20 protein-coding genes are annotated in these 20,567 nt (G+C 69.8%); 5 read left to right on the top strand and 15 right to left on the bottom strand.

Features of this window, described 5'->3' with window-relative positions; all coding sequences use genetic code 11:
- Window positions 1–651: 651 nt before the first annotated feature.
- Complete coding sequence (locus Q0654_RS13800; protein ID WP_298854763.1) at window positions 652–1,611, bottom strand: acetyl-CoA carboxylase carboxyltransferase subunit alpha; 960 nt, start codon at window positions 1,609–1,611, stop codon at window positions 652–654.
- 101 nt (window positions 1,612–1,712) lie between these two features.
- On the bottom strand, window positions 1,713–3,098 hold the full coding sequence (locus tag Q0654_RS13805) for an adenosylmethionine--8-amino-7-oxononanoate transaminase (RefSeq protein WP_298854765.1): 1,386 nt from the start codon (window positions 3,096–3,098) through the stop codon (window positions 1,713–1,715).
- A 66-nt stretch (window positions 3,099–3,164) separates the two neighbouring features.
- On the opposite strand from Q0654_RS13805, the gene gspG reads away from it, so the two are divergent.
- The 5 genes from gspG (at window position 3,165) to gspK (ending at window position 6,501) form a co-directional block, all read left to right on the top strand.
- A complete protein-coding gene (gene gspG / locus Q0654_RS13810) occupies window positions 3,165–3,635 on the top strand; it encodes a type II secretion system major pseudopilin GspG (protein ID WP_298854767.1) in 471 nt (156 codons plus the stop codon).
- An 8-nt stretch (window positions 3,636–3,643) separates the two neighbouring features.
- Window positions 3,644–4,153, top strand: coding sequence for a type II secretion system minor pseudopilin GspH (gene gspH / locus Q0654_RS13815; protein ID WP_298854769.1), 510 nt, complete (start codon window positions 3,644–3,646; stop codon window positions 4,151–4,153).
- The gene (gene gspI / locus Q0654_RS13820) at window positions 4,146–4,736 is read left to right on the top strand and encodes a type II secretion system minor pseudopilin GspI (protein WP_298854772.1); all 591 of its coding nucleotides are present in this window, start codon (window positions 4,146–4,148) and stop codon (window positions 4,734–4,736) included. The genes gspH and gspI overlap by 8 nt, the downstream gene beginning before the upstream one ends.
- A 176-nt stretch (window positions 4,737–4,912) precedes the next feature.
- A complete protein-coding gene (gene gspJ, locus Q0654_RS13825) occupies window positions 4,913–5,551 on the top strand; it encodes a type II secretion system minor pseudopilin GspJ (RefSeq protein ID WP_298854774.1) in 639 nt (212 codons plus the stop codon).
- Window positions 5,548–6,501 carry a type II secretion system minor pseudopilin GspK gene (gspK, locus tag Q0654_RS13830; RefSeq protein ID WP_298854776.1) on the top strand — a complete coding sequence of 318 codons (954 nt, stop codon included), beginning with the start codon at window positions 5,548–5,550 and terminating at the stop codon, window positions 6,499–6,501. Before gspJ ends, gspK begins: the two co-directional genes overlap by 4 nt.
- Before the next feature lie 398 nt (window positions 6,502–6,899).
- Here gspK and Q0654_RS13835 read toward each other — a convergent pair whose 3' ends face one another.
- From Q0654_RS13835 to Q0654_RS13895, 13 genes are all read right to left on the bottom strand, one after another.
- Window positions 6,900–7,595: a hypothetical protein gene (locus Q0654_RS13835; protein ID WP_298854778.1), complete on the bottom strand. Its 696-nt coding sequence runs from the start codon at window positions 7,593–7,595 to the stop codon at window positions 6,900–6,902.
- Window positions 7,596–7,870: 275 nt separating this feature from the next.
- Window positions 7,871–10,330 (bottom strand): serine/threonine-protein kinase, encoded by a 2,460-nt coding sequence (locus Q0654_RS13840; protein WP_298854780.1) that lies wholly within the window; start codon window positions 10,328–10,330, stop codon window positions 7,871–7,873.
- 4 nt (window positions 10,331–10,334) lie between these two features.
- A complete protein-coding gene (locus Q0654_RS13845; RefSeq protein ID WP_298854782.1) occupies window positions 10,335–10,907 on the bottom strand; it encodes an ECF-type sigma factor in 573 nt (190 codons plus the stop codon).
- 248 nt (window positions 10,908–11,155) lie between these two features.
- Window positions 11,156–12,367: an ABC transporter permease gene (locus tag Q0654_RS13850; RefSeq protein WP_298854784.1), complete on the bottom strand. Its 1,212-nt coding sequence runs from the start codon at window positions 12,365–12,367 to the stop codon at window positions 11,156–11,158.
- Window positions 12,364–13,116 carry an ABC transporter ATP-binding protein gene (locus Q0654_RS13855; protein WP_298854786.1) on the bottom strand — a complete coding sequence of 251 codons (753 nt, stop codon included), beginning with the start codon at window positions 13,114–13,116 and terminating at the stop codon, window positions 12,364–12,366. Before Q0654_RS13855 ends, Q0654_RS13850 begins: the two co-directional genes overlap by 4 nt.
- Window positions 13,113–14,333, bottom strand: coding sequence for an efflux RND transporter periplasmic adaptor subunit (locus Q0654_RS13860; RefSeq protein WP_298854788.1), 1,221 nt, complete (start codon window positions 14,331–14,333; stop codon window positions 13,113–13,115). Before Q0654_RS13860 ends, Q0654_RS13855 begins: the two co-directional genes overlap by 4 nt.
- Window positions 14,330–15,013, bottom strand: a complete 684-nt coding sequence (locus tag Q0654_RS13865; RefSeq protein ID WP_298854790.1) for a YIP1 family protein — start codon at window positions 15,011–15,013, stop codon at window positions 14,330–14,332. Before Q0654_RS13865 ends, Q0654_RS13860 begins: the two co-directional genes overlap by 4 nt.
- 4 nt (window positions 15,014–15,017) lie before the next feature.
- The gene (locus Q0654_RS13870) at window positions 15,018–15,254 is read right to left on the bottom strand and encodes a hypothetical protein (protein WP_298854792.1); all 237 of its coding nucleotides are present in this window, start codon (window positions 15,252–15,254) and stop codon (window positions 15,018–15,020) included.
- Window positions 15,251–15,829, bottom strand: coding sequence for a hypothetical protein (locus Q0654_RS13875; RefSeq protein ID WP_298854794.1), 579 nt, complete (start codon window positions 15,827–15,829; stop codon window positions 15,251–15,253). The genes Q0654_RS13870 and Q0654_RS13875 overlap by 4 nt, the downstream gene beginning before the upstream one ends.
- Complete coding sequence (locus tag Q0654_RS13880) at window positions 15,826–17,910, bottom strand: nitroreductase family protein (RefSeq protein ID WP_298854796.1); 2,085 nt, start codon at window positions 17,908–17,910, stop codon at window positions 15,826–15,828. Before Q0654_RS13880 ends, Q0654_RS13875 begins: the two co-directional genes overlap by 4 nt.
- Window positions 17,895–18,485, bottom strand: coding sequence for a hypothetical protein (locus tag Q0654_RS13885; RefSeq protein WP_298854798.1), 591 nt, complete (start codon window positions 18,483–18,485; stop codon window positions 17,895–17,897). Before Q0654_RS13885 ends, Q0654_RS13880 begins: the two co-directional genes overlap by 16 nt.
- A gap of 7 nt (window positions 18,486–18,492) precedes the next feature.
- Complete coding sequence (locus Q0654_RS13890) at window positions 18,493–19,800, bottom strand: YcaO-like family protein (protein ID WP_298854800.1); 1,308 nt, start codon at window positions 19,798–19,800, stop codon at window positions 18,493–18,495.
- Complete coding sequence (locus Q0654_RS13895; RefSeq protein WP_298854802.1) at window positions 19,797–20,567, bottom strand: hypothetical protein; 771 nt, start codon at window positions 20,565–20,567, stop codon at window positions 19,797–19,799. Before Q0654_RS13895 ends, Q0654_RS13890 begins: the two co-directional genes overlap by 4 nt.

Genomic DNA, 20,567 nt, shown 5'->3' on the forward strand with positions numbered 1-20,567 from the left:
CGCGGATGCTGCTTCGACGCCTGACCACCTAATTTGTCAACACCCTCTCAGCGCGTGTGAAAAAAACCGGACGCCGTAGCGAGGGCGTCTCTGGGCGTTCGTGGCAAAGCGCGGTGCGCGAATTCAAGGGAGTTTGGCGGGTCAAATGACTGCGGAATTCGCGTAGCGCGCTGCCGCCACGGGCGTCCAGAGGCGGCCGCAGTAGGCGGATGGCTTTTTCACATGCTCTCAAGAAACAGAATCGTAAGTGGTTGATCGTATCGGATCGCCTTCGCGGCAGCACGGCGTGAAAATCCGGCCCAAACAGCGTCTAGCGACCCCTGGCTCGTCGCCCCCGCGGAGGCGGGGGCCCAGACCGGACCTGCAGCAGCGGCCAGATCACTGGATCCCCGCATGCGCGGGGATGACGCCCCCATGTTTCTTCGAGAACACCCGCCCCGCGACGCGGGGCTGAGAAGCTCTCAAGAAACAGAACGTTCGCGACCCAATGCATCGTCGCCCCCGCGAAGGCGGGGGCCCAGTCCCAGCCTGACCCGGTCGCACGATCATTGAATCCCCGTCCCCGCCTTCGCGAGGACAGGATCTGCGCGGGGATGACGAATCCAGGTTTCTTCGAGAACACCTGCGTCGCTGCGCCGCGCTGGGAAGCTCTCAGGCCGCCTGGTGCGAGCCGTAGCGGCGCAGGCGCGCGTAGCGCTGCTCCAGCAGGGTGTTGAGATCCAGCCGCTCCAGCGCCTCGACTTCGCCCAGCACCGCGGCCTTGATGCGCTTGGCCGCCTCGGCCGGATCGCGGTGGGCGCCGCCCAGCGGCTCCTTGATGATCTTGTCGATCAGGCCGTGCTCCAGCAGGCGCGGTGCGGTCATGCCCATCTGTTCGGCGGCATCGCGGGCCTTGTCGGCCGACTTCCACAGGATCGAGGCGCAGCCCTCGGGCGAGATCACCGAGTAGGTGCTGTATTCGAGCATCAGGGTGCGGTCGCCCACGCCGATCGCCAGCGCGCCGCCCGAGCCGCCTTCGCCAACCACGGTGCAGACCACCGGGATCTTGAGCTCGGCCATCTCGATCAGGTTGCGCGCGATCGCTTCGCTCTGGCCGCGTTCCTCCGCACCCACGCCCGGGTAGGCGCCCGGGGTATCGATGAAGGTCAGCAGCGGCAGGCGAAAGCGCTCGGCCAGCTTCATGATGCGCAGCGCCTTGCGGTAGCCCTCGGGGCGCGGCATGCCGAAGTTACGCTTGATCTTGCTCTTGGTGTCGCGGCCTTTCTGGTGGCCGATGATCGTCACTGGCTTGCCGTCGATGCGGCCGATGCCGCAGACCAGGGCCGCGTCGTCCGCGTAGGCGCGATCGCCGGCGAGCTCCTCGAACTCCTCGCAGATATGGCCGATGTAGTCGAGCGTGTAGGGCCGCAGCGGATGCCGCGCCAGCTGCGCCACCTGCCAGGGCGTGAGCTCGCGGAAGATCTCTTCCGTACGCACCTTCAGCTTGTCGCGCAGCTTGCCGATCTCCTCCTCGATGTTGAAGGCCGAGCCCTGGCTGGCGTGCCGCAGTTCGGCGATCTTCGCCTCCAGCTCGGCGATCGGCTGCTCGAAATCGAGGAAGTTCTGGTTCATGGGGCGCGGTCTTGGGCGAGCGTGAAGGGCGGGAGTATAGCCGGCGGCCCTCGGCACGCTCGAACGCAGGGGTACGGACAGTGCGAGCGCGCCGGTTCGCGCTACAGGCCTTCGACCGCGGCGCCCAGCGCCGAGCGCGTGACTTCGGCGAGCAGGTCCAGACCTTCCTCGTCGATGCAGTAGGGCGGCATCCAGTACAGCACGTCGCCCAGCGGCCGCAGCAGCACGCCGCGTTCGATGGCGTGGCGGTAGGCGCGCAGTCCGGCGCGCTGCGTCGAGGGCAGCGGCGCCCGCGTGTTCGTGTCGGCGACCAGTTCCAGCGCAAGGATCATCCCGGTCTGGCGTACCTCGGCGACGTTCGGATGCTCGGCGAAGGGCGCGGCCAGTGCGGCCATGCGCGCCGCGGTGGTGCGGTTGCGCTCGAGCACCGGTTCGCCTTCGAAGATGCCGAGCGTGGCGCGCGCCGCGGCGCAGGCCAGCGGGTTGCCGGTGTAGCTGTGCGAATGCAGGAAGGCGCGCTCGCGGCTGTCGTCGAGGAAGGCCTCGTAGATGTGCTGCGGCGCCAGCACCGCGGCCAGCGGCAGGAAGCCTCCGGTGAGTCCTTTCGACACGCACATCAGATCCGCCGCGATGCCGGCCTGCTCGCAGGCGAACAGGGTGCCCGTGCGTCCGAAGCCCACCGCGATCTCGTCGGCGATCAAGTGCACGCCGTGGCGCGTGCACAGTTCGCGGGCGCGCCGCAGGTAATGCGGGTCATGCATGCGCATGCCGCCGGCGCACTGCACCAGCGGCTCGACGATCAGCGCGCTGATGGTGTCTCCTTCGCGCTCGAACAGGGCTTCGAGCGCTTGCGCGGCGCGCTCGGCGCAGTCGCGCGGGCTCTCTCCCGGCAGCGCGTCCCAAGCGTCGGGTGAGGGCGTGAAGACCGGGCTGATCAGCAGCGGCGCGTAGACCCGCCGGTACAGCGGGATGTCCGACACCGCCAGCGCGCCCAGGGTCTCGCCGTGATAGCTGTTCGACAGCGCGACAAAGCGCGTGCGCTTTTCGTCGCCGCGGTTGCGATGGCTGTGGAAGCTCATCTTCAGCGCGACCTCGATGCCGGCCGAGCCATTGTCGGCATAGAACACCTTGGCGAAGGGCGGCGTACCTTCAATGCGCGGCGCGAGCCGCAGCAGGGCCTCGGCCAGCTCGATCGCCGACGCGTGACTGAAGCCGGCCAGGATCACCTGCTCCAGCTGCTGCGCCTGCTGCGCGATCGCCGCACCGATGCGGGGCTCCGCATGGCCGAACAGGTTGGTCCACCAGGAGCTGACCGCATCGAGGTAGCGGCGGCCCTCGAAGTCGATCAGCCAGGCGCCTTCGCCGCGCGCGATCGGCACCAGCGGCAGCAGATCGGTGTGGTGCTCGCGCATCTGCGTGCAGGGGTGCCAGAGCACCGCCAGGTCACGCTGGCGCCAGTGGGATTGCAGGGCGGGGGAGGTCGACATCGCTTTGCTACACTCGCGCGGATTCGATAGACAGGCGACCCGCAGGGGTCGAAACGCCAGCCCGACATGATCTTCCGCTCGTCTCCCCGCGTCCATGCCACCTGCCCTGCGCGCCTGTCCGCTCCGCGTCGCGGGCGCGGTTTCACCCTGATCGAGATCCTGGTGGTGGTGACCATTCTGGGCATCCTCGCCGCGCTGGTCGTGCCGCAGCTGATGAGCTACCCGGACGACGCGCGCCTGACCCGTGCCGAGCAGGACATCCAAGCCCTGCGCACCGCGCTGGATCTCTACCGCATGGACAACTTCACCTACCCCAGCACCGAGCAGGGCTTGCGCGCGCTCGTGACCAAGCCAAGCGGGCGCCCCGAGGCGCCGAACTGGCGCAGCGGTGGCTACATCAAGGAGCTGTCGAAGGATCCCTGGGGCGCTGACTACGTCTATCTGAGCCCCGGCCAGAGCGGCGCCTTCGACCTCTATTCGCTGGGCGCCGACCGCGCGCCGGGCGGCGAGGGTGCGGCCGCCGACATCGGCCGCTGAGCGCTGCCATGCCGCGCCCGGATCGGGCCCAGGGCTACAGCCTGATCGAGGTGCTGCTGGTGGTGGTGATCCTCGGTGTGGTGGTCGCCGCCGTCGCGCTGTCGATCGGCGGCAACGCCTCGCGCCAGCTCGAAGCCCAGGCCGCGCGGCTGCAGGCCCTGATCCGGCTGGGCTGCGAGCAGTCCGAGCTGACCGGGCGCGACCTTGGCATCTTCCTGAGCCGCCAGCGCATCGACTTCGCCTGGCGCGGCCCCGACCGCTGGTATCCGCTGGAGGACGCGAGTCGCGAGCCGCTGCGTCCGCGAATGTTGGAGGAGGCGACGGAGTGGAGCCTGCAGCGCGATGGCGAGCGCCTGGCCCTGACCGAGGACGCGCCCGTCGACCCGCAGCTGCTCTGCCTCGCCAGCGGTGAGCTGAGCCCGTTCGTCATCGAAATCTCGCGCGTGGATATGCCCGAGCGCTGGCGGCTCGAAGGTCGCCCGGACGGACAGGTGCTGCGGGAGCGCGGGGATGGGTGAAAAGCCGGGATTCGGGAGTCGGGATTCGGGATTCGGGGAAGCCGCGCTCCGTTCTTCTCGGCTGCACGCCCCTTGCCTTCTGGACTGTGAGGGGACTGAACCCAAGGCTGTAAGCGCCGACGGACATGCCGCCGGGGTGGCGCATGCTTCGCCACACGATGCCCGGCCTACGAATCCCGAATCCCGACTCCCGAATCCCGGCGCGCGCAGACGCGCGCGAGGCTTCACCCTGCTCGAAGTGCTGATCGCCCTGCTGATCCTGTCGCTGTCGCTGGTCGCCCTGATCCGCGCCGCCGGGCTGCAGGCGCAGGCGCTGAACCACCATCGCGACAGCACGCTGGCGCAGTGGGTGGCGGCGAACGTGGCGGCCGAGCTGCGCGCGCAGGGCGCGCCGCCGGTGGGCCGCCAGCAGGGCGAAATGCGGATGGGGCCGCAGCGTTGGCGCTGGCAGGCCGAAACCAGCGACACCGACGTCGAGCGCGTGCGTCGCATGGAGATCACGGTGTTCGCGGCGGACTCCGGCAGCCTTGCCGGCAGCGACGCCGATCCCGTCGCCCGCCTCACCGCGTTCGCGACGCCATGAGCTGCGAGATCGCTCTGGAACGCAGCTCGAAGGCGCAGCCTGCGAGCATTGTGGCCAGCTCGTCAGGCAGGGACTGTGCGCTGGTAACCGTCCGCAGGCTTGGCGCGGCCTGCTCTCCCAATCCCGAATACTTGCCCTCGCGCGCAGCGCTCGGGCGCTCACAGGCGCGCGGACCGGTGGTCCGCAGGCGCGCCTCTTCGCTCCCGAATCCCGGCGCGCGCGCGCGCCAACAAGGCTTCACCCTGCTCGAAGTCATCGTCGCCGTCGCCCTGTTCGCCCTGGTGGCGGCGCTCGCCTACGGCGGGCTCGACAGCGTGCTGCGCGCACGTGCGCAGCTGCAGGAGCAGGCCACGCAGCTGGCGCGGCTGCAGTTCGCGGTCGGGCAGATCGAGCGTGACCTGCGCGCTGTTGCCCGACGGCCGATACGCGACGGCTTCGGCCAGCGCCAGCCGATGCTGGTCGGCAGCAGCACCGGCCTGGAGCTCGCTCGCCACGGCTATGGCAATGCCCTGCAGGCCGCCCGCGCCGAGATCGAGCGCGCGGCCTATCGCCGCGTCGACGATCGTCTGCTGCGCCTGCGCTGGCCCGTGCTGGACCGCGCGCCCGGGACCCTGCCCGAGCAGGTCGAGCTGCTGCAGGGGCTCAGCGATTTCCGCGTCCGCTATTTCGCGCGGAGCGGTCGGGAGTTCGACCGCTGGCCAGCGCCGGGCAGCAGCGATGCGCTGCCGCTGCGGATCGAGGTGGAGATCGAGGTCGAAGGCCTGGGGCGGATTCACCGACTGCTGGAGCTGCCCGATGCCGAGGCCGCGCTGTGAGGCCGCGTCCGCACCCGCCCCTGCGAAGCCCACGGCAGCAGCGCGGTGTCGCCCTGATCGTCGCCGTGCTGGTGCTGGCGCTCGCGGCGGTGGTCATCGTCGGCCTGCTGGATGCCGGTGAGATCGCCCAGGCGCGCACCCGCAACAGCCTGCGCGCCGAGCAGACCTGGCAGCTGCAGCGCGGCCTGGAGGCCTGGGCGGCGCAGGCCCTGCGCGAGGACCAGCGCACCGAGCCCGGCGTCGATGCCTTCGACGACCTCTGGGCGCAGCCGCTGCCGCCGCTCGACATTCCCGGGGGTCGCATCATCGGACGTCTGCGCGAGCAGGGCGGCTGCTTCAACCTCAACAGCCTGCTGCGCGAGGACCAGCCCGACCCGCGCGCCTTCGAGCGCTTCGAGCGCCTGCTGCGGGCGCTGAACCTGGACCCGCGCATCGCCGCACAGACGCTCGACTACATCGATGCCGACATCGACCCCGCGGCAGGCGGCGCCGAGGACGGCGCCCATCTCGCCCAGCAGCCGGCGCGGCGCGCCGCCAACCGGCCGATGGTGCATGCCTCCGAGCTGCGCCTGCTGCCGGCGGTCGATGCCGAGGCCTGGCGCCAGCTGCGTCCGCAGGTCTGCGCTTTGCCGGATGCCTCGCCGCTGAACCTCAACACCGCTTCGGTCGAGCTGTGGATGAGTCTGGATCAGGCGATGACGCGCCGGCAGGCCGAGATCCTGGCCCGCGAGGGGCGCGCGCGCTACCGCAGCCTCGATGAAGTGAACACCGAGCTCGAACGCCTCGGGCTCGCACCGCAGCCGGCCGATGGCGCACTCGGTGTCTACACCAGCCACTTCGTGCTGGAGGCCGACATCCTGTTCGACGATCTGCCCTTCCGCTACAGCAGCCACCTGTATCGCGACCGCGAGCGGGTCAGCGTGCTGGCGCGGACGCGGGGCGGCCTGTAGGGCGGCGTGCTGCGTGCTCTTCCCACGACCACCCGCTGATGCGGGGCTTTCAGGATCCAGGGCCATGAGCGGCTGCGCGGCTGCGTCACCCGCGCGATGCTGCCGACACCATCTCCCGCCATGCGCATCGCCGGAGCGGATTTCGATCCGCGCGCGCGTCCACCCCAGATGAGTGCCTCTTTGCTCAAGCAGAAGGCCCCGATCCCCGGGGCCTTGCCTTTCCTCTGTCCGGCTCGCCATCTGTTCTGCGAGCTCACTGGTTCCAGGCCTCTGCCGCAGGGGGCGCAAGCCGCCCGCTTCCTCTGCCGCAGGGGGCGCAAGCCGCCCCCTGGCAGGTCTGCGAAGCCGCGACGATGGGCCCGTGCGGCAGGCGCGGCGGTCGCGCGGCGCCATCGCGATCAGTGCTCGGCCCAGGCGGACGTCACCGCATAGCGGGAGTCATTGATGCCCGCAGGCTGAAGGCTGTTGGGCCCGCGCAGCTGCACCCAGGGAATCAGGGCACCGAAGTCCTGCGCCTCGAGCGTGACCGCGAAGGATGCCGACGCGATGCGCAGCTGCACCACGTCTGCACGACGATCCACCTGGAGTGTCAGCGCTTCCAGCACTGCGGCAGGAAGAGCGGACGAACGCACCTCGCGGACCAGGACGACGTCGGCCCCCGCGTAGGCGTAGTGCCGCAGCACGATCTGCTGGCTGCCGTCGGGGCGGCGCTCGAGCACGACCAGCATCCAGGTCGCGCTGTTTTCCACCGCACGCGGTTCCGTCGCGCCCGCGGCCTGGGTGGAAACGATGCGCGCAAGTACCGTGGCGTCGGCCGTGGGCGTGCCCTCGATCTTCATTTCGACCGCGAGGCCGCCCTCGGCGAACAGACCGAAGCGATCCTGCTTCAGCCCCACCGTGTTCCATTCGGTAGCTGGCGCATTCGCCGCGCCCTTGCCCGCAGCCTGGGCCGACTTCTCGTCGCAGATGCTGGAGGCGCCTGAGCTTCCGGTGGGCAGCGGATCCTCGAAGATCTCGCACAGGCCAAGAGGAGTGGCGATCGCCTGGCTGGACAGAATCAGGCTGAGCAGGGTGGCGCGAGCGATCTGCAACATCGGGGCATCCTCGTGGTGGGTGGATGCTTCCGGGAACGGAGACTCCGAAAAAACCGTATCAGGCAGTTCCCGGACGACCGGGAGGGACCTCCCATCCAGCGGGTGGCCTGGCGACACCGTGTGGTGCAGGTGCGGGCATCGTGCGCTGGGCGTAGATCCGGGCATGTGCCGTGCTCACGCGGCGACGCCCTGGCTGCGCCCGGTCACGCTGGATCCGGCAGTGCGTGCAGGCACCATGGATGGGCCATGGCCTGCACTCGCGATGTTGGGTTCAATCAGGGCGTTGCTGGGGGGCGCAGGCGCGCGTCCAGATAACCCAGCAGCCGCGGATCCTGCTGCCTGAGCCGCTCGCTGTCCGCGCGTAGCCGGGCGAGCTCGGATGCATGCTCCGCCTCCAGGGCGCGCATCCATAGCGAGGCGAGTTCCACCAGCTCTGCGGACGGCTCCCTGTCACTCAGTGCGTTCTTGATCGTTGCGATCGCTGCCTCCGACGCATTGCGCTCGGCGCCGTCACGCAGCTGCACGAGCAGTGCCAGCAGATGCAGGTTCTCGTTGGCAGGAAAGCGCGCGAGTGCCTGGACGGCGTGCGCCGCCAGCGAATCGCCGCGTTCTCCCAGCGAGGTGCCAATCAGAAAGCGGTTGGCAAGCAGACGCTGGCGCGTGCTGTCGGCGATATCTTCCCAGCCCAGCATCTCGTCCAGCAGCGCTGCAGCCTCGACCAGTTTGCGGTTGGCGGCCAGCGCCATCACCTGCGAGTTCGCATAGGGCACCAGCCTGGCGTTGCCTTCGCCCAGCACCGCGCGGGCTTCGTCCAGCATGCCTGCACCGGTGCGTTCAGCGAGCTCGGCGCGATCGGTCGAGAGATACAGGTGCAACAGCGCCTGGGCGATGGCGAGACGTTCCGTGGTTGGCTGCTCGGTGCCGCTGCGTGCGGACTGCAGCAGGCGTTCGGCCTCCGCGTGGCGATTGAGCGCGATCAGCGCGCGGGCGCGCAGACGAACCCAGGCAGGCGGCACCGGGCTGCGGTCGGTGAGGGCCAGGACCTGGGCCGGATCGTCGGCGATCAGCAGCTGCGCCACATGGCCGATGTACTGCACCTGTTGAGGATCGGACGCGCCCTGCATGATCAATGCGAGCGCATTGATGGTGGCGCGCACATCCTCGCTGCGGCCCTCGATCGACTGCAGCCGCGCGGTCTGCAGCAGTAGTTCACGCTGGATATCGACGGGCCAGTCCGCGTGTCCGCTCAAGGCATCGATCATCTGCTGTGCGGCCGCGCGCTCGCCGAGCCCGATTGCCGCCTCGATCAGCGCAAGGGAGACGCGGGGATCGGTGAACCCACCGCTGGTGAGCTGTTGCTCCCACGCCTGGCGGACGATGCTGCGCAGGTCCGGTCCCTGGCCGGCAAAAGGATCCGCGGCACGGAACATGTCCAGCAGGAACCGATTGACGCGGTCGGAATTGTCGCGCTCCTCCACCGCCATCGCGTGGGCCCTCGCCAGCTCGGCATCGCGCAGCAGCAGCTGCACCACCAGGCCGAGGATCAGAAGTGCGGCCACGCCCACCGCACTGAGCGGCAGCGAGTGACGAGCGACGAACTTGCGCATCCGATAGGCGCGGCCCTGTCCCACCGCGCGCACGGGGCGCCCTTCGAGGAACGCCTCGATGTCCTGCGCGAAGTCCAGGGTCGATTGGTAGCGTTCGTCGCCGCGCTTGCGCAGGGCGTGCAGGACGATCCGGTCCAGGTCGCCACGCAGACGCCGCGCGAGCTGGCCTGCATGCAGCAGGCCGCAGCCCCTTGCTGCGTCATCCGTGCAGCGCAGGCTGGGCGGAGGTGGCGACTCGTCGCGCACCTGACGCTCGATGTCAGCTGGACTCAGCCGATCGAACCGGTAGGGCGAGCAGCCGCACAGCAGCTCGTACAGCAGCAGCCCCAGCTGGTAGACGTCGGTGGCGACGTTGCACGGCTCGCCACTGAAGTGCTCGGGCGCGGCCGAAGCCAGTGAGAAGTAGCGGTCAGCCGTAGCCGTTGCCTTCAGATTCGGCTGCAGCGCCTTGGCGATCCCGAAGTCGAGCAGGCGCGGCTGTCCGCTGCTGTCCACGAACACGTTGCTGGGCTTGATGTCGCGATGAACCACGAGGTTGCCGTGCGCGTGGCCTACGGCGCGCAGCACGGCCAGGAACAGCCGCAGCCGCGACTCCACGCCGAGCGCCTCGCGGGCACAGTACTCCGTGATCGGCGCACCCTCGACGTATTCCATGGCCAGCCAGGGCAGTCCTTCGGGCAGCATGCCGGCGTCGATCAGACGCGCCACGTGCGGGTGGCTCAGGCTGGCGAGGATGCGCTGCTCCTCGATGAAATGCCGCCGCGCGGCGTCGTCCACGCCGACCCGCAGCAGCTTGAGTGCGACCCGCTGGCGCCCCGAGCCCGCAGCGCGTTCTGCCAGCCAGACCTCGCCCATGCCGCCGTGACCGAGTGCCCGCAGCAGCTGGAAGCCGCCGACCTGGCCCAGGCCGCCCAGCTCGCCCGCGATGCGCCCGATCGCTGGTGGCACCTGTGGGTCCGGCTGTGCGCACAGGCCTGCGTCGGCTTCGAGCAGACGCCGCAGCTGTGCGGCGCGCTCGGGCTGTTCGATGGCGAGTTCAGCCAGCAGCCGGGTGCGTTCGGCGTCGGATAGCTCGATACAGCGTTCGAACAGTTGGCTGAGGGACTCCGGCTTCGTCGCGGTGCTCACCGGCTCAGCTCAGCACGGGGTTGCAGCGCTCCGCGAGAAAGGCTCGCGCGAACCGCCACAGACGGTTGGCGGTAGGGACCGAAACGCCGAGCTGCACGGCGGCCTGCTCGATGCTCATGCCGAGGAAGTAGCGCAGCTCGACGAGGCGTGCATGACGTGGCTCCTCGCGTTCGAGCTCCTGCAAGGCGGCATCCAGCGCAAGCCAGTCGATCTGCGAGTTGCGGTCGAGCTGGCCGGGCAGCTGGTGCAGCTCTTCGATGTCGACCCGCTCGTACTCGCCGCCGCGCTTGTGGGCCTGGCTTTCGCGAATGCGGTCGATGATCAGATTGCGCACCACCCGAGCCGCCAGGCCGGTGAACTGGTCGCGGCTCTCGACCTCGATCGCGTTCGCCTGCCGCAGCTTGATGAAGGCTTCGTTGGCGAGTTCGGTCGCCTGCAGGGTCATGGGCCCGGACTGGTTGAGCTGGCGCTGTGCCACTCGACGAAGCACCGGATACACATGGGCCATCAGCTCGGCTTCCACGCTGCGGTCTCCAGCCGTCCAGCGCGAGAGTGACTCGGTGATGGAAACGTTCATGAAGATCCTCAGTCTCCCCCCGGAGCGGTCGCGCAGAATATCGACCGGGTAGCCGCCGGCGCAAGGCGCGGCAGGGGAAGACCAGGGCATGTTCCGGGAACACCAGCGCATCGCGCTTGCATCCGCCGCGCATGGGCGGAGCTGGGGATGGTCGAGCGCGCATCGGACCGCGATTCGCCGAGCCTGCGCGGTTCCGCCGGCGGCAGCGAGGGCGCATCGGCTTGCGCCTCGCGTCGATACCGGGCCTGCTATCCGCGCACTTCGCGCAGCGCCTCGATGGGGTCCATGCCGGCGCCCCGCGCCGCGGGCACGACTGCCGCTGCCAGCGCTATCAACAGCGCGCCCGCGCACACGCCGATGACCAGCAGCGGCGACAGCGCGAGTGAGGGCAGGAAGGGCAGGGCGTGGCTGAGCAGTCCGCAGAGCAGCAGGGCGGCCAGACCGCCGGCGGCGATTCCCGACCCGGAGACCACGCTTGCTTCCGTCAACATCTGCTGCAGCAGCGCGCCGCGACTCGCGCCCAGCGCCTTGTGCACGCCGATCTCGCGAATGCGTTCGGCGATCGCGGCAAGCGTCAGTGCAGTCACGCCGAAGCCGGCGACGCAGAACAGGATCAGTCCAAAGCTCAGCAGCAGCAGCCGCAGCGCCTTGCTGACACCATCCAGGCTGTCGCGCAGCGCGGCCGCCGAGTCGATCCGCAGGCGTTCTTCGTCTTCCAGTGCAGGGCCGTGCCGCGCCACCAGTGCGGCACGCACGGAATCCAGGCGTGTGGCGAGCGCCTGGCTGTCGTGCATGCCGAGTAGAAGCATCAGCGCGGGATCACCCTCGCGGTGCTCCAGCGCGAGCGACAACGGCAGCCATACCAGGGTGTCCTGCGACACTCCGAACAGTTCGCCGCGGGGTTCGGCGATGCCGACCACGCGGCACCAGTGGTCGCCAATTCTCAGGTGCTCGCCAAGCGCCGACGACGCGTCAAGGCGCAGGGCCAGCTCGGAGCCCACCACACAGGTCTGGCGGCGATGGTGCTCGTCAGTCCAGTCAAGCGCACGCCCCGCAGCGAGCTTGAGCCCGGTGATGGCCGCATAGTCGGGCTCAGCCGCCAGCGCGCGCACCTCCAGCAGTTCGCCGCGCGCGTCGCGGGCATGCTGAGTGGAAAGCGGCAGGGCCGCGGCGCTCTGTGCCACGCCCGGCAGTGCCGCCAGCGCGCGCGCATCGCCGGCCCGCAGACGTTCTTCACCGGCCTGCTGCTGGCCACGCGGAACCGCCAGGCGAACGCTGGCCGAGCGCGCACCCAGCGCATCGAACTGCTGTTCGGTGTGGCTGCGCAGGCTGGAGGCGAGGCTGATCAGCAGCAGCAGGCTGGCCACGGCCAGCCCCCAGGCGGCGGCAATCGCGCCCGCGCGCGCACCGCGTCCCCGCAGCGCATAGCGCACCGCCCACAGCAGCGCCGCCGCGTTCATGCCGCCTCCGCCAGCGCGGCGGACCCCGAGCGAGATGCCCGGTTGACCAGGCCCCCGGTGAGCAGATCCTCACTGACCCGGCCGCGCTCGATCCGCAGCCGCCTGGGCGCACTGAGAGCGATCTCGGGGTCATGGGTCACCAGCACCAGGGTGGCGCCGCCTGCGTGCAGGTCGCGCAGCACACCCATGACTTCGGTCGAGGCCTCGGGGTCGAGACTCCCGGTCGGCTCATCAGCGAGGATCAGTTCAGGCTGGGTGACCAGCGCGCGCGCGATCGCGACCCGCTGGCGCTGTCCGCCAGACAGGCTGTCGGGGCGGTGCTGCAGGCGCTCAGCCAAGCCCAGGCGCTCGAGCAGCCGCCGCGCACGCTCGAGACGGGCGCGCTGCGGCAGCGGCTGGTACAGCAGCGGCAGCGCGACGTTTTCCAGCGCGCTCAGCTGGGGCAGCAGCTGGAACCCCTGGAAGACGAAGCCGATCCGGCGGTTCCGCACGTCTGCGCGCGCGCGATCATCGAGGGCGCCGACGCAGTGTCCGCCCAGCAGGTAGCGCCCCGCGCTCAGCGGAGCCAGGCAGCCGAGCAGATTCAGCAGAGTCGACTTGCCGCCACCGCTGGGGCCGGTGATCGCGACGAACTCACCGCGCGCGATATGCAGGTCGGTGGGGGCCAAGGCATCCACGGGCTGCCCCTGCTGTGCGCCCGGATAGCGCTTGCAGGCCTGCTGGAGTTCGATCAGCGGAGCGGTACTCATCGACGCACCCCGGAGAGGCTCGCGAGCGCATCCTTGCTCGCAGGCGGCTGCGGAGCCGTCGATTCAATGCGGGTGCCGTTTTCCAGCCTGCGCAGCAAGGCAGGCGGGCCCGCCACGAAGGAGACGTCCAGGGCGTCGTCGGCGCGGACTTCGACGTAGTCGGCGTCGCTGTTGCCGAGCTGCAGCCTGCGGCGCTGGGCGCGTCCCTCTTCGACTGCCCAGGCGTGGCCCAGGCGAGGATCGTTGGCGTCGGTCTGCACCGCGGCCAGCGGCAGGCTGAGCGCAGGCGCGGTGTCCTCGCGCCAGCTGCCGCGCAGACTCATGCCGGGGCGCAGGCCCGGCAGCAGGGAACTGAGAGCGACCCGCACCGGGTAACGCACACCCTGCCGCGCCGGCGCGCCCATCAAGCCGGCCTGCAGCGGTTCGGCGCCGAGCTCACGGATGCGTCCGTGCAGCGGCGTGTCGGGCAGGGCCGGCAGATGCAGTTGGATGGAGTCACCGCGCTGCAGCCGTGCGATCTGGGCTTCAGGTACGTCGATCTCCGCCTCCAGCGTCGACAGATCGGCCAGACGCACGAGGTCGCCCTGTTCATAGCCGCCAACCGGCGCGACGAATTCGCCGGGCTTGATGCTGACCCGCAGCACGCGGCCGTCGATCGGCGCATGTCCGCGAGTCTGTGCGAGCGCCGCTTCCAGTTTGCCGATCGATTGCCGCAGCTGCTCGGCCCGCTCGGTCGCCAGCTGCAGTTCGGCTGCGGCCTCGGTGCGCTGGACCTGCAGGCGGGTGAAGTCGGCGGCACCCAGCCAGCCGTCCGCGCGCAGACGCTCGCCGCGCTGCAGATGCGCTTCGGCCTGCGTCTGCTGGGCGCGGGCGCGTTCCAGCAGGGCAGCGCTTCCGCGCAGTTCGGAGCGTGCAGCGGCGAGGTCGGCCTGCAGCTGGCTGTCGTCGAGTTCGAACAGCAGCTGGCCACGCGCCACGTCATCGCCCTCACGCACATGCACCGCCAGGACCCGTCCAAATGCGCCGGCCCCGAGGCCCGCGGTTTCGCGTGCCAGCAGGCGACCTTCAAACTCGCGACCGGGCGTCAGCACGCGCGCTTCCACCTGCACCAGTTCGGCGACCTCGACGCGTTCGCCGCTGAGCCAGGGCCTGAGGGCGGGAAGACAGACCAGGCCGAGCAGAACGGCGCTGGCGATCACTGCGCGGCGCGGGCTCATGAGAGGCTCGCCAGGCCGAGCAGCAGGGCCGTGGGCACCAGCGCCAGGGCGATGGCGGCAGGCCAGCCAAGGCCGAGCCACTGGCGCAGGCCGCTGCTGCAGACCGCCAGCTTCAGCAGCAGCGGCGCGGAGAACAGGCCTGCAAGCGCCGCTATGCTGTCAGGGAGATTCTTGATGCCCAGCAGCGACAGCAGCGACAGCGCATTGAAGACATCCTCGAAGCGCTGGCGGTCGCTGCCGCCCAGCACGAGCAGCAGGCCGGCCAGCATGCCGAGCACGCCGGGCAGGGCGCACCAGGCGGCAAAGCTGAACCAGTGGCCGAAGCTGCGCAGGTCGTCGCGCAGGCGTGCCACCAGGAAGAAGCACAGCGCTTCCAGGCCGATCATCAGCGGAAAGCTCAGCAATAGGCTGACCAGCGAAGCGGTGATCAGGCTGCGTCGACTCATCCAGTCGAAACTCTCGGCAGGCGCGCCGGGGTAGCGCTCGACCATGTCGGCGCGCAGCCAGTCGAGGTCCACCGTCAGGTAGTACAGGGCCGACAGCAGCATGGCCGAGCCGAGCAGGATCAGCAGCGGCGCCAGCACGCGAGGCCGGCGGTCGAGCGCACGCCAGCCTTCGGCGTTGTCAAAGGCGAAGCGGCCCAGCTGCTGCGGCAGCGACAGGGTGATCTGCGCGTTCATGGCCTCACCACTCCTCGGTGCGCGGCGCCGGTTCCGGACGCAGCAGCTTGAACAGGACCACGGCCGCGCCGAGCAGGAACGCCGCGCTCAGCAGCAGCAACCCGGGCGGCAGGTCGAGCAGACTCTCGCCGCGATCGAGCGCGGGCTTGAGCAGGCCCACATAGAAGCCGGCGGCCGTGCCGATCAGGGAGAACACGGCACCCAGCAGGAAGCCGAGTCGTGCCTGTCGATTCAATTTCATGGGACACCTCCGAACGTGGTCGGCCAGCAGTAGCGGGCCAGGGCTAGGCTGGCGCTGCCCAGGGCGAGCAGAGCCAGCAGGGTGAGCGTGGGTGGGAGCAGGACTCGAGCTGCGCCGGCTGCTGCCGGGCGCAGACGGAGCAGACGGCCGGCGTCGGTTTGGCCGACAGGGCGTGCGTTGCTCGCGAACATCAGGCTCGCGCTGAGCGCTGCGCCGAGGGCGATGTCGGTCGCCCAGCCCGGCGGCGTGGACACCAGCGCGGCCCCGGCCAGCAGGAGCGCGGTCGCGTCGGCGGTGGGACCCGCCAGCAGCACGCGGCGCTGTACGTGTGCGTCCAGCCGCGGCTGCGCCGGGGCGTGATAGTGCGGCTGCAGTCGACCCCGAAGCGTCCACTCGATGCGCCCCTGCAGCCCGTGCAGTCTGCCGACGGCCCAGTGCGCGGACTCATGGCCCAGCACCAGCAGGGGCAGCCACATCAGCGCCGCCAACAGCAGCCAGGGTGATGCCTGCACGGCCGCTGCCGACAGCAGCAGCGCCGCGCAGCACAGCAGGGCCAGGGCCAGCAGCAGCTTCACGACGCGCCTTCCGTCGTCAGCGAAGCAGCGGGGGTGGAAGACCCCATTGCAAGCGGCGCCGCGGCACGTCCGAATACGAAGGCGAACAGCACGTGGCGCGGCACTGCGTCCTCTTCCCGGATGCCGGCTGCGAGCTCGCGCTCGCTGACCGCGCCGCAGGGGCAGCCGCCCAGCCCATGGGCCGACAGCGACAGCCACAGCGCGCCCATCCACTCGCCGGCGTCGCGTACCCGCTGGTGGTAATCCTGCAGCCGTTCGCCGGCCACTTCGCCCGGCGCCGGCCCGAGCAGGTAGACGCGCTGGCCGGCCTGGTCGAGGGTGTGCTGCGAGAGGTAGAGCCCCTCATCGGGCAGTTCGGATTCGACTGCAGAGTCGAGCAGTCTCCAGTCACTCGAATCGGCAGTGCGCAGCCAGCGCTGCACCTGCCTGCCGTGGCGCTGGACCAGCAGCAGGCGAAGGCTGGCATCGACCACGCGCGGACGTGCCGCATCGATCAGCCGCTGCGCTTCGGCGACAGGCAGCAGATCCGGCGCGTAATGGCGCACGGCCCAGCGCGCAGCGATGCGCGTCCGCAGTTCCGCGTCCGCCGCTGGCGGGACATCGCCCGCAAGCTCGATGCGCTGGCACCAACTCACCTCGTAGTAGTGACGGCGGCGCTCCAGCAGCGGTGCGGCCAGCGCGGGCGGTGCCGATTCAACACCCGCCAAGCCATGCGCCTGCAGCGCCTGCCGCCAGTAGGCGAGTGCGACGCCGCCGTCCAGCCAGACCAGCTTGCGGCCGAAGAAACCGTACTTGCGGGTGGTGCGCTCGTAATTGCCCAGACACAGCAACTGCACCCGCAGCTCGGCGCCGGGCTCGGGTGCGGCAGCCGCGATCTGCTCGAAATCGCCGCTTTCCGGAATGAATCGGAGCAGCACGGAGCGGCGTGCATCGTGCACCGCGAGCAGCAGCTCGGGCGAGCCCAGATTGCCCCCGCTGGGACAGTTGCGTACCACTCGCCCCTGCTCATGGCGGACACCAAAGGCCAGCTGCACAGCGGCCTCGATACGCGCCGCGAGCGCATCCGGCAGCAGAGTCTCCAGCGGCTGCGCGGGCAGCGCTGCGCTCACCGTCTCCAGGCTCGCTGCGAGGTTCGATGCCTGGTAGTGCACCTCGTGTGGCTTGCTGCCGACCAGCGCCTTCGAGGGCACAGCCACCAGTGCCGCCTGCTCGCTCCAGTCGCGCAGCGCGTCCTCACTGAGTCGCTGGGCGCGGCTGATCGCAGCAACGCGCTCGACTTGCAGTCGCCCCTGCTGCAGCGAGAAGCGCAGCAGACTCTGGCTGAATGCAGGCGCCGCGGCACGCGCAGACAGCAGCTGCATCTGGTGAACCAGCGCCGAGAGCAGCAGGGGCTCGGGTTCGCCCGCGCAGCTGCCGAAGCTGGCCAGCACGTCCTGCAGCGCGATTCCTCGCTGCATCAGCATTGGCCCGATCGCAACCGCGTCGCCGCCGAGCAGCACCGGGACCAGCTTGCCGCCGCCTGAGAGCAGGGTGGCGAGGTCCGGCAGCGGTCCGTCGAGGGTCAAGGGCAGGAAGGCGAACTCGCCGGCCTGCGGTGGCGCAACCTGCACTTCGACCCGACCACCGCCCTGGCGGACGGCCTGTTCCAGCAGGGGATGAGCGACTGCGAGCAGCAGCGGCTGGCGGAAGACCCTTGCCGCGGCGTTCCGGTCCGCATGCAGCCGCGTCTGATCCAGGCTGCGCGCGAGAAAGCTGTCGACTTCCGCCGGCAGCTTGCCGACGGCGGGCGCGGCTGCGCGCGTGGCATTTTCCAGCAGGCCGGCGCGGAACAGGTTGCGCAGGTAGTAGAGGCTGCCGGGACAATGGCCAAAGGCTTCGATCGGCGTGCGCCCGTTGATCTCGGCAAGCAGGCCGCGCAGCGACTTGCCGGCGTACTGGACCGGAAAGATCGAGCCATACAGACCACCGAAGGCGGCCATCTTGTCGGCATCAAGCTGGTGCCAGCGAATCTCCGGCAGCACCTGGGGATAGGCGGGAACGGCGGCGTCGATCTCGGGATCGCCGGTCAGTGCGAAGGCCATGGCAGGTCTCCAAGCAGGTGGCGGGTGAAGCGATCAGGTCCGGCGTGGCTGCGGCCGCTGACGCGGCGGCAGCGGCAGCCGTGCACGGCCAGCAGGGGTACGCCCTGGTGCTGGGCTCCGAACTGGTCGATGACGGTGGCGCCCACCAGTGGGGTGTCGAGTGACTTCAGCACCAGCTCGGCCACCAGCCGCGCCGTGCTCGGCAGAAAGCCCTCATACTCGAACTGCGGATCGCGCTCGCTGTTGGCGATCACCGACTCGCAGAACTCGACGCTGTAAGGAGGCGGCGGGGCGCTGACAAAGCGCCGGCGGAAGCAGCTGGCACAGGCACTGGCGTCTTCGAGCAGGGGCGTGATCACCGCATAGCGCTCGAACAGGAACGCTCCGACCACGCGCGCATGGCGCGCCTGCAGGTGTTCCAGCACGTGCAGATCGGGCGCGGCACTCAGGTGCAGGGCGAGCTCCGGGCCATGGCCTTGGATGCCCCCCTGCAGGAGCGCGGCCACGGCTTCGCCGAAGCGCCCCCGTGCGCTGATCGCGGGGCCTTGCAGGACAGGAGAAAGGACGGCGGACATGTCGACCTCAGGCGAAGGGTTGGGGGGCGGGGTTCAGCCAGTCCGACTGCGCGCCGCGCAGTCCCAGCCAGCGCGCGAATTCGGCCAGGCGACGCGAACCGAGGAAGCGCGAGCGATGCATGAAGCTCATCGGCATCAGGCCGGGGATGAAGGCGCGGACCGACACCAGCTCGCAGTCACGCAGCTCGTCTGGCGTCAGCTCGGCCAGATAGGCGTCCTTGCCGTGCGCGCCGAGCAGCGCGTGCAGGTACGCGAAGCCGGCTTCCGGCGACTCGGGTGCGCTCGCGTCCAGCTCGAACAGGCGCAGGGCATCGACGTCGCCGCCGCGGTCCAGGAAGCCGAAGGCGGGTGCTCGCGCCGGGTGCATCATGTGCACAGCGCCGTCCAGCAGGCTCTGGAATTCGGACAGCTCCTCGGGTGGCCGATGGCTGCTCATTTCCAGCGCTGCGCCGATCATCACCAGTTCGCTGACGGCCTTGTCGACCGCGCGGGCGTAGCGGAAGTCCGCGGCGCAGCCGACCACGTTGACCACGCGCGGATGGCGTGGGCGATGGCGGCGTGCATAGACCACCGGCACGCCGAGGTCAGTCGTCCCCTGGTACAGCGCGATATCGCCTGCAGACAGCACTTCGGCAACGGCTGGCGAGAGTTGATCGAGGGTCAGCGCGTCCAGGTGGATACGCGGCAGCGGGCGACAGGTCAGCCAGTTCAATGACAGCGCGTCGCGCTCGATCACTTCCAGCATTCCCGACACCGCGGCCCGGGTGCGATCGACGTGCACCGCAACGCCGGTGGAAATTGGATTCCAGAAGCGCTCGCTGCTCCAGGCCCGCGGGTAAAGATGAGTCACGACCGTTGGAATCAGACGGATCGCCTGGTCTGACAGTCGTACCGACTGCACCCAGCGGATCGCCTCGGCAGGCTCGAAGTTGTGCAGCAGCTGTCCCGGTGCAGCCAGCTCGGCGGCGGAGAGGCGCGGCAGCGTGCGCCAATCGAAGGCGGCCTCGCCCAGTTCGTCGGCGCTGGCCACGATGTACTCGCCCTCGTCGAGCACCGCGCTGCTGTAGCGCTCGGCGGCTTCTGCGATCGCCTTCAGATCGGCCAGCGCGGGTTCGGGCTCGGAGGCGGCGCCGTACAAGCCGAAGTTCCAGCTCTCCCGACCCGACCAGTCGCGGACGTAGGGGAACAGACGTGCCAGGTTGGATGTGCGGCACTGGACGACATGGAAGGCGCGGTCGAGAAAACTGTTGAGGTGCACGGGCTCGGTACGACCAATGGTGCCGAGGAAGCCCTGCGAGAGTGCATGTACGCTCATGCTGCGATCTCCTTGTGCGAGGCGCGCGCGGCGTGATCCGCGAGCAGCAGCAGGTACGCGGTCTCGCGTGCGGTGAAGCCGAGCCGATTCATGGCGGCGGTGAGGAAGTCCAGCGCAGGCGCATCGGTCCACAGGCTGTACATCGCGCTGGACTCGGGCAGATCCACCGCGGCGGCCACGCTTGCGGCGCGGCGTCCGAGCAGATCCAGTTCGGTCGAGCTGAATCGGCTGTGCAGCAAGGCATCCAGCGCGTCTCCCTGGGGCTGCACGCGGAGCACCCGGGTCGCCAGCGCCAGCGCCAGCTGTTTGGTGTCGGCGGCGCGCTCCAGAGCATCCAGCGCGATCGCGCTGAGCGGCTGGGCAAGCGGCTGCAGCAGGCACTCCATCCGCACGACCAGGCCGTTTCCTGAGCGCTTGCCGGAGTTGCCCTCGGAGATCAGCGGCACTGCGTCCCAGGGCAGGCTGAACATCGCCTCATCCAGCAGTTGCTCGGCGCACCCGTACAAGCGGTTGCGGGTGGACAGCAGCGGATCTGGCAGCTGCAGGTCCATGATCAGCACGGGCGCGCCGTTGCACCATTCGAAGTGATGATCGACCACTGCGCAGCCCTCACGCAGGGCGGCCGCGCGGAGGCGATGGGCGAGACGCAGCAGCGGCGTATGGCGCGTGCCTGCGGAGACGCTCAGGCGGTAGGCGACGCCGCTGGCGGGGCTGGCCTCGGTGGGTTCAGCGCCGGCCAGATCAAGCTCGGGAATCGGAGCACGCAT

Source organism: uncultured Aquimonas sp. (assembly GCF_937888285.1).
Classification (GTDB): Bacteria; Pseudomonadota; Gammaproteobacteria; order Xanthomonadales; family Xanthomonadaceae; genus Aquimonas.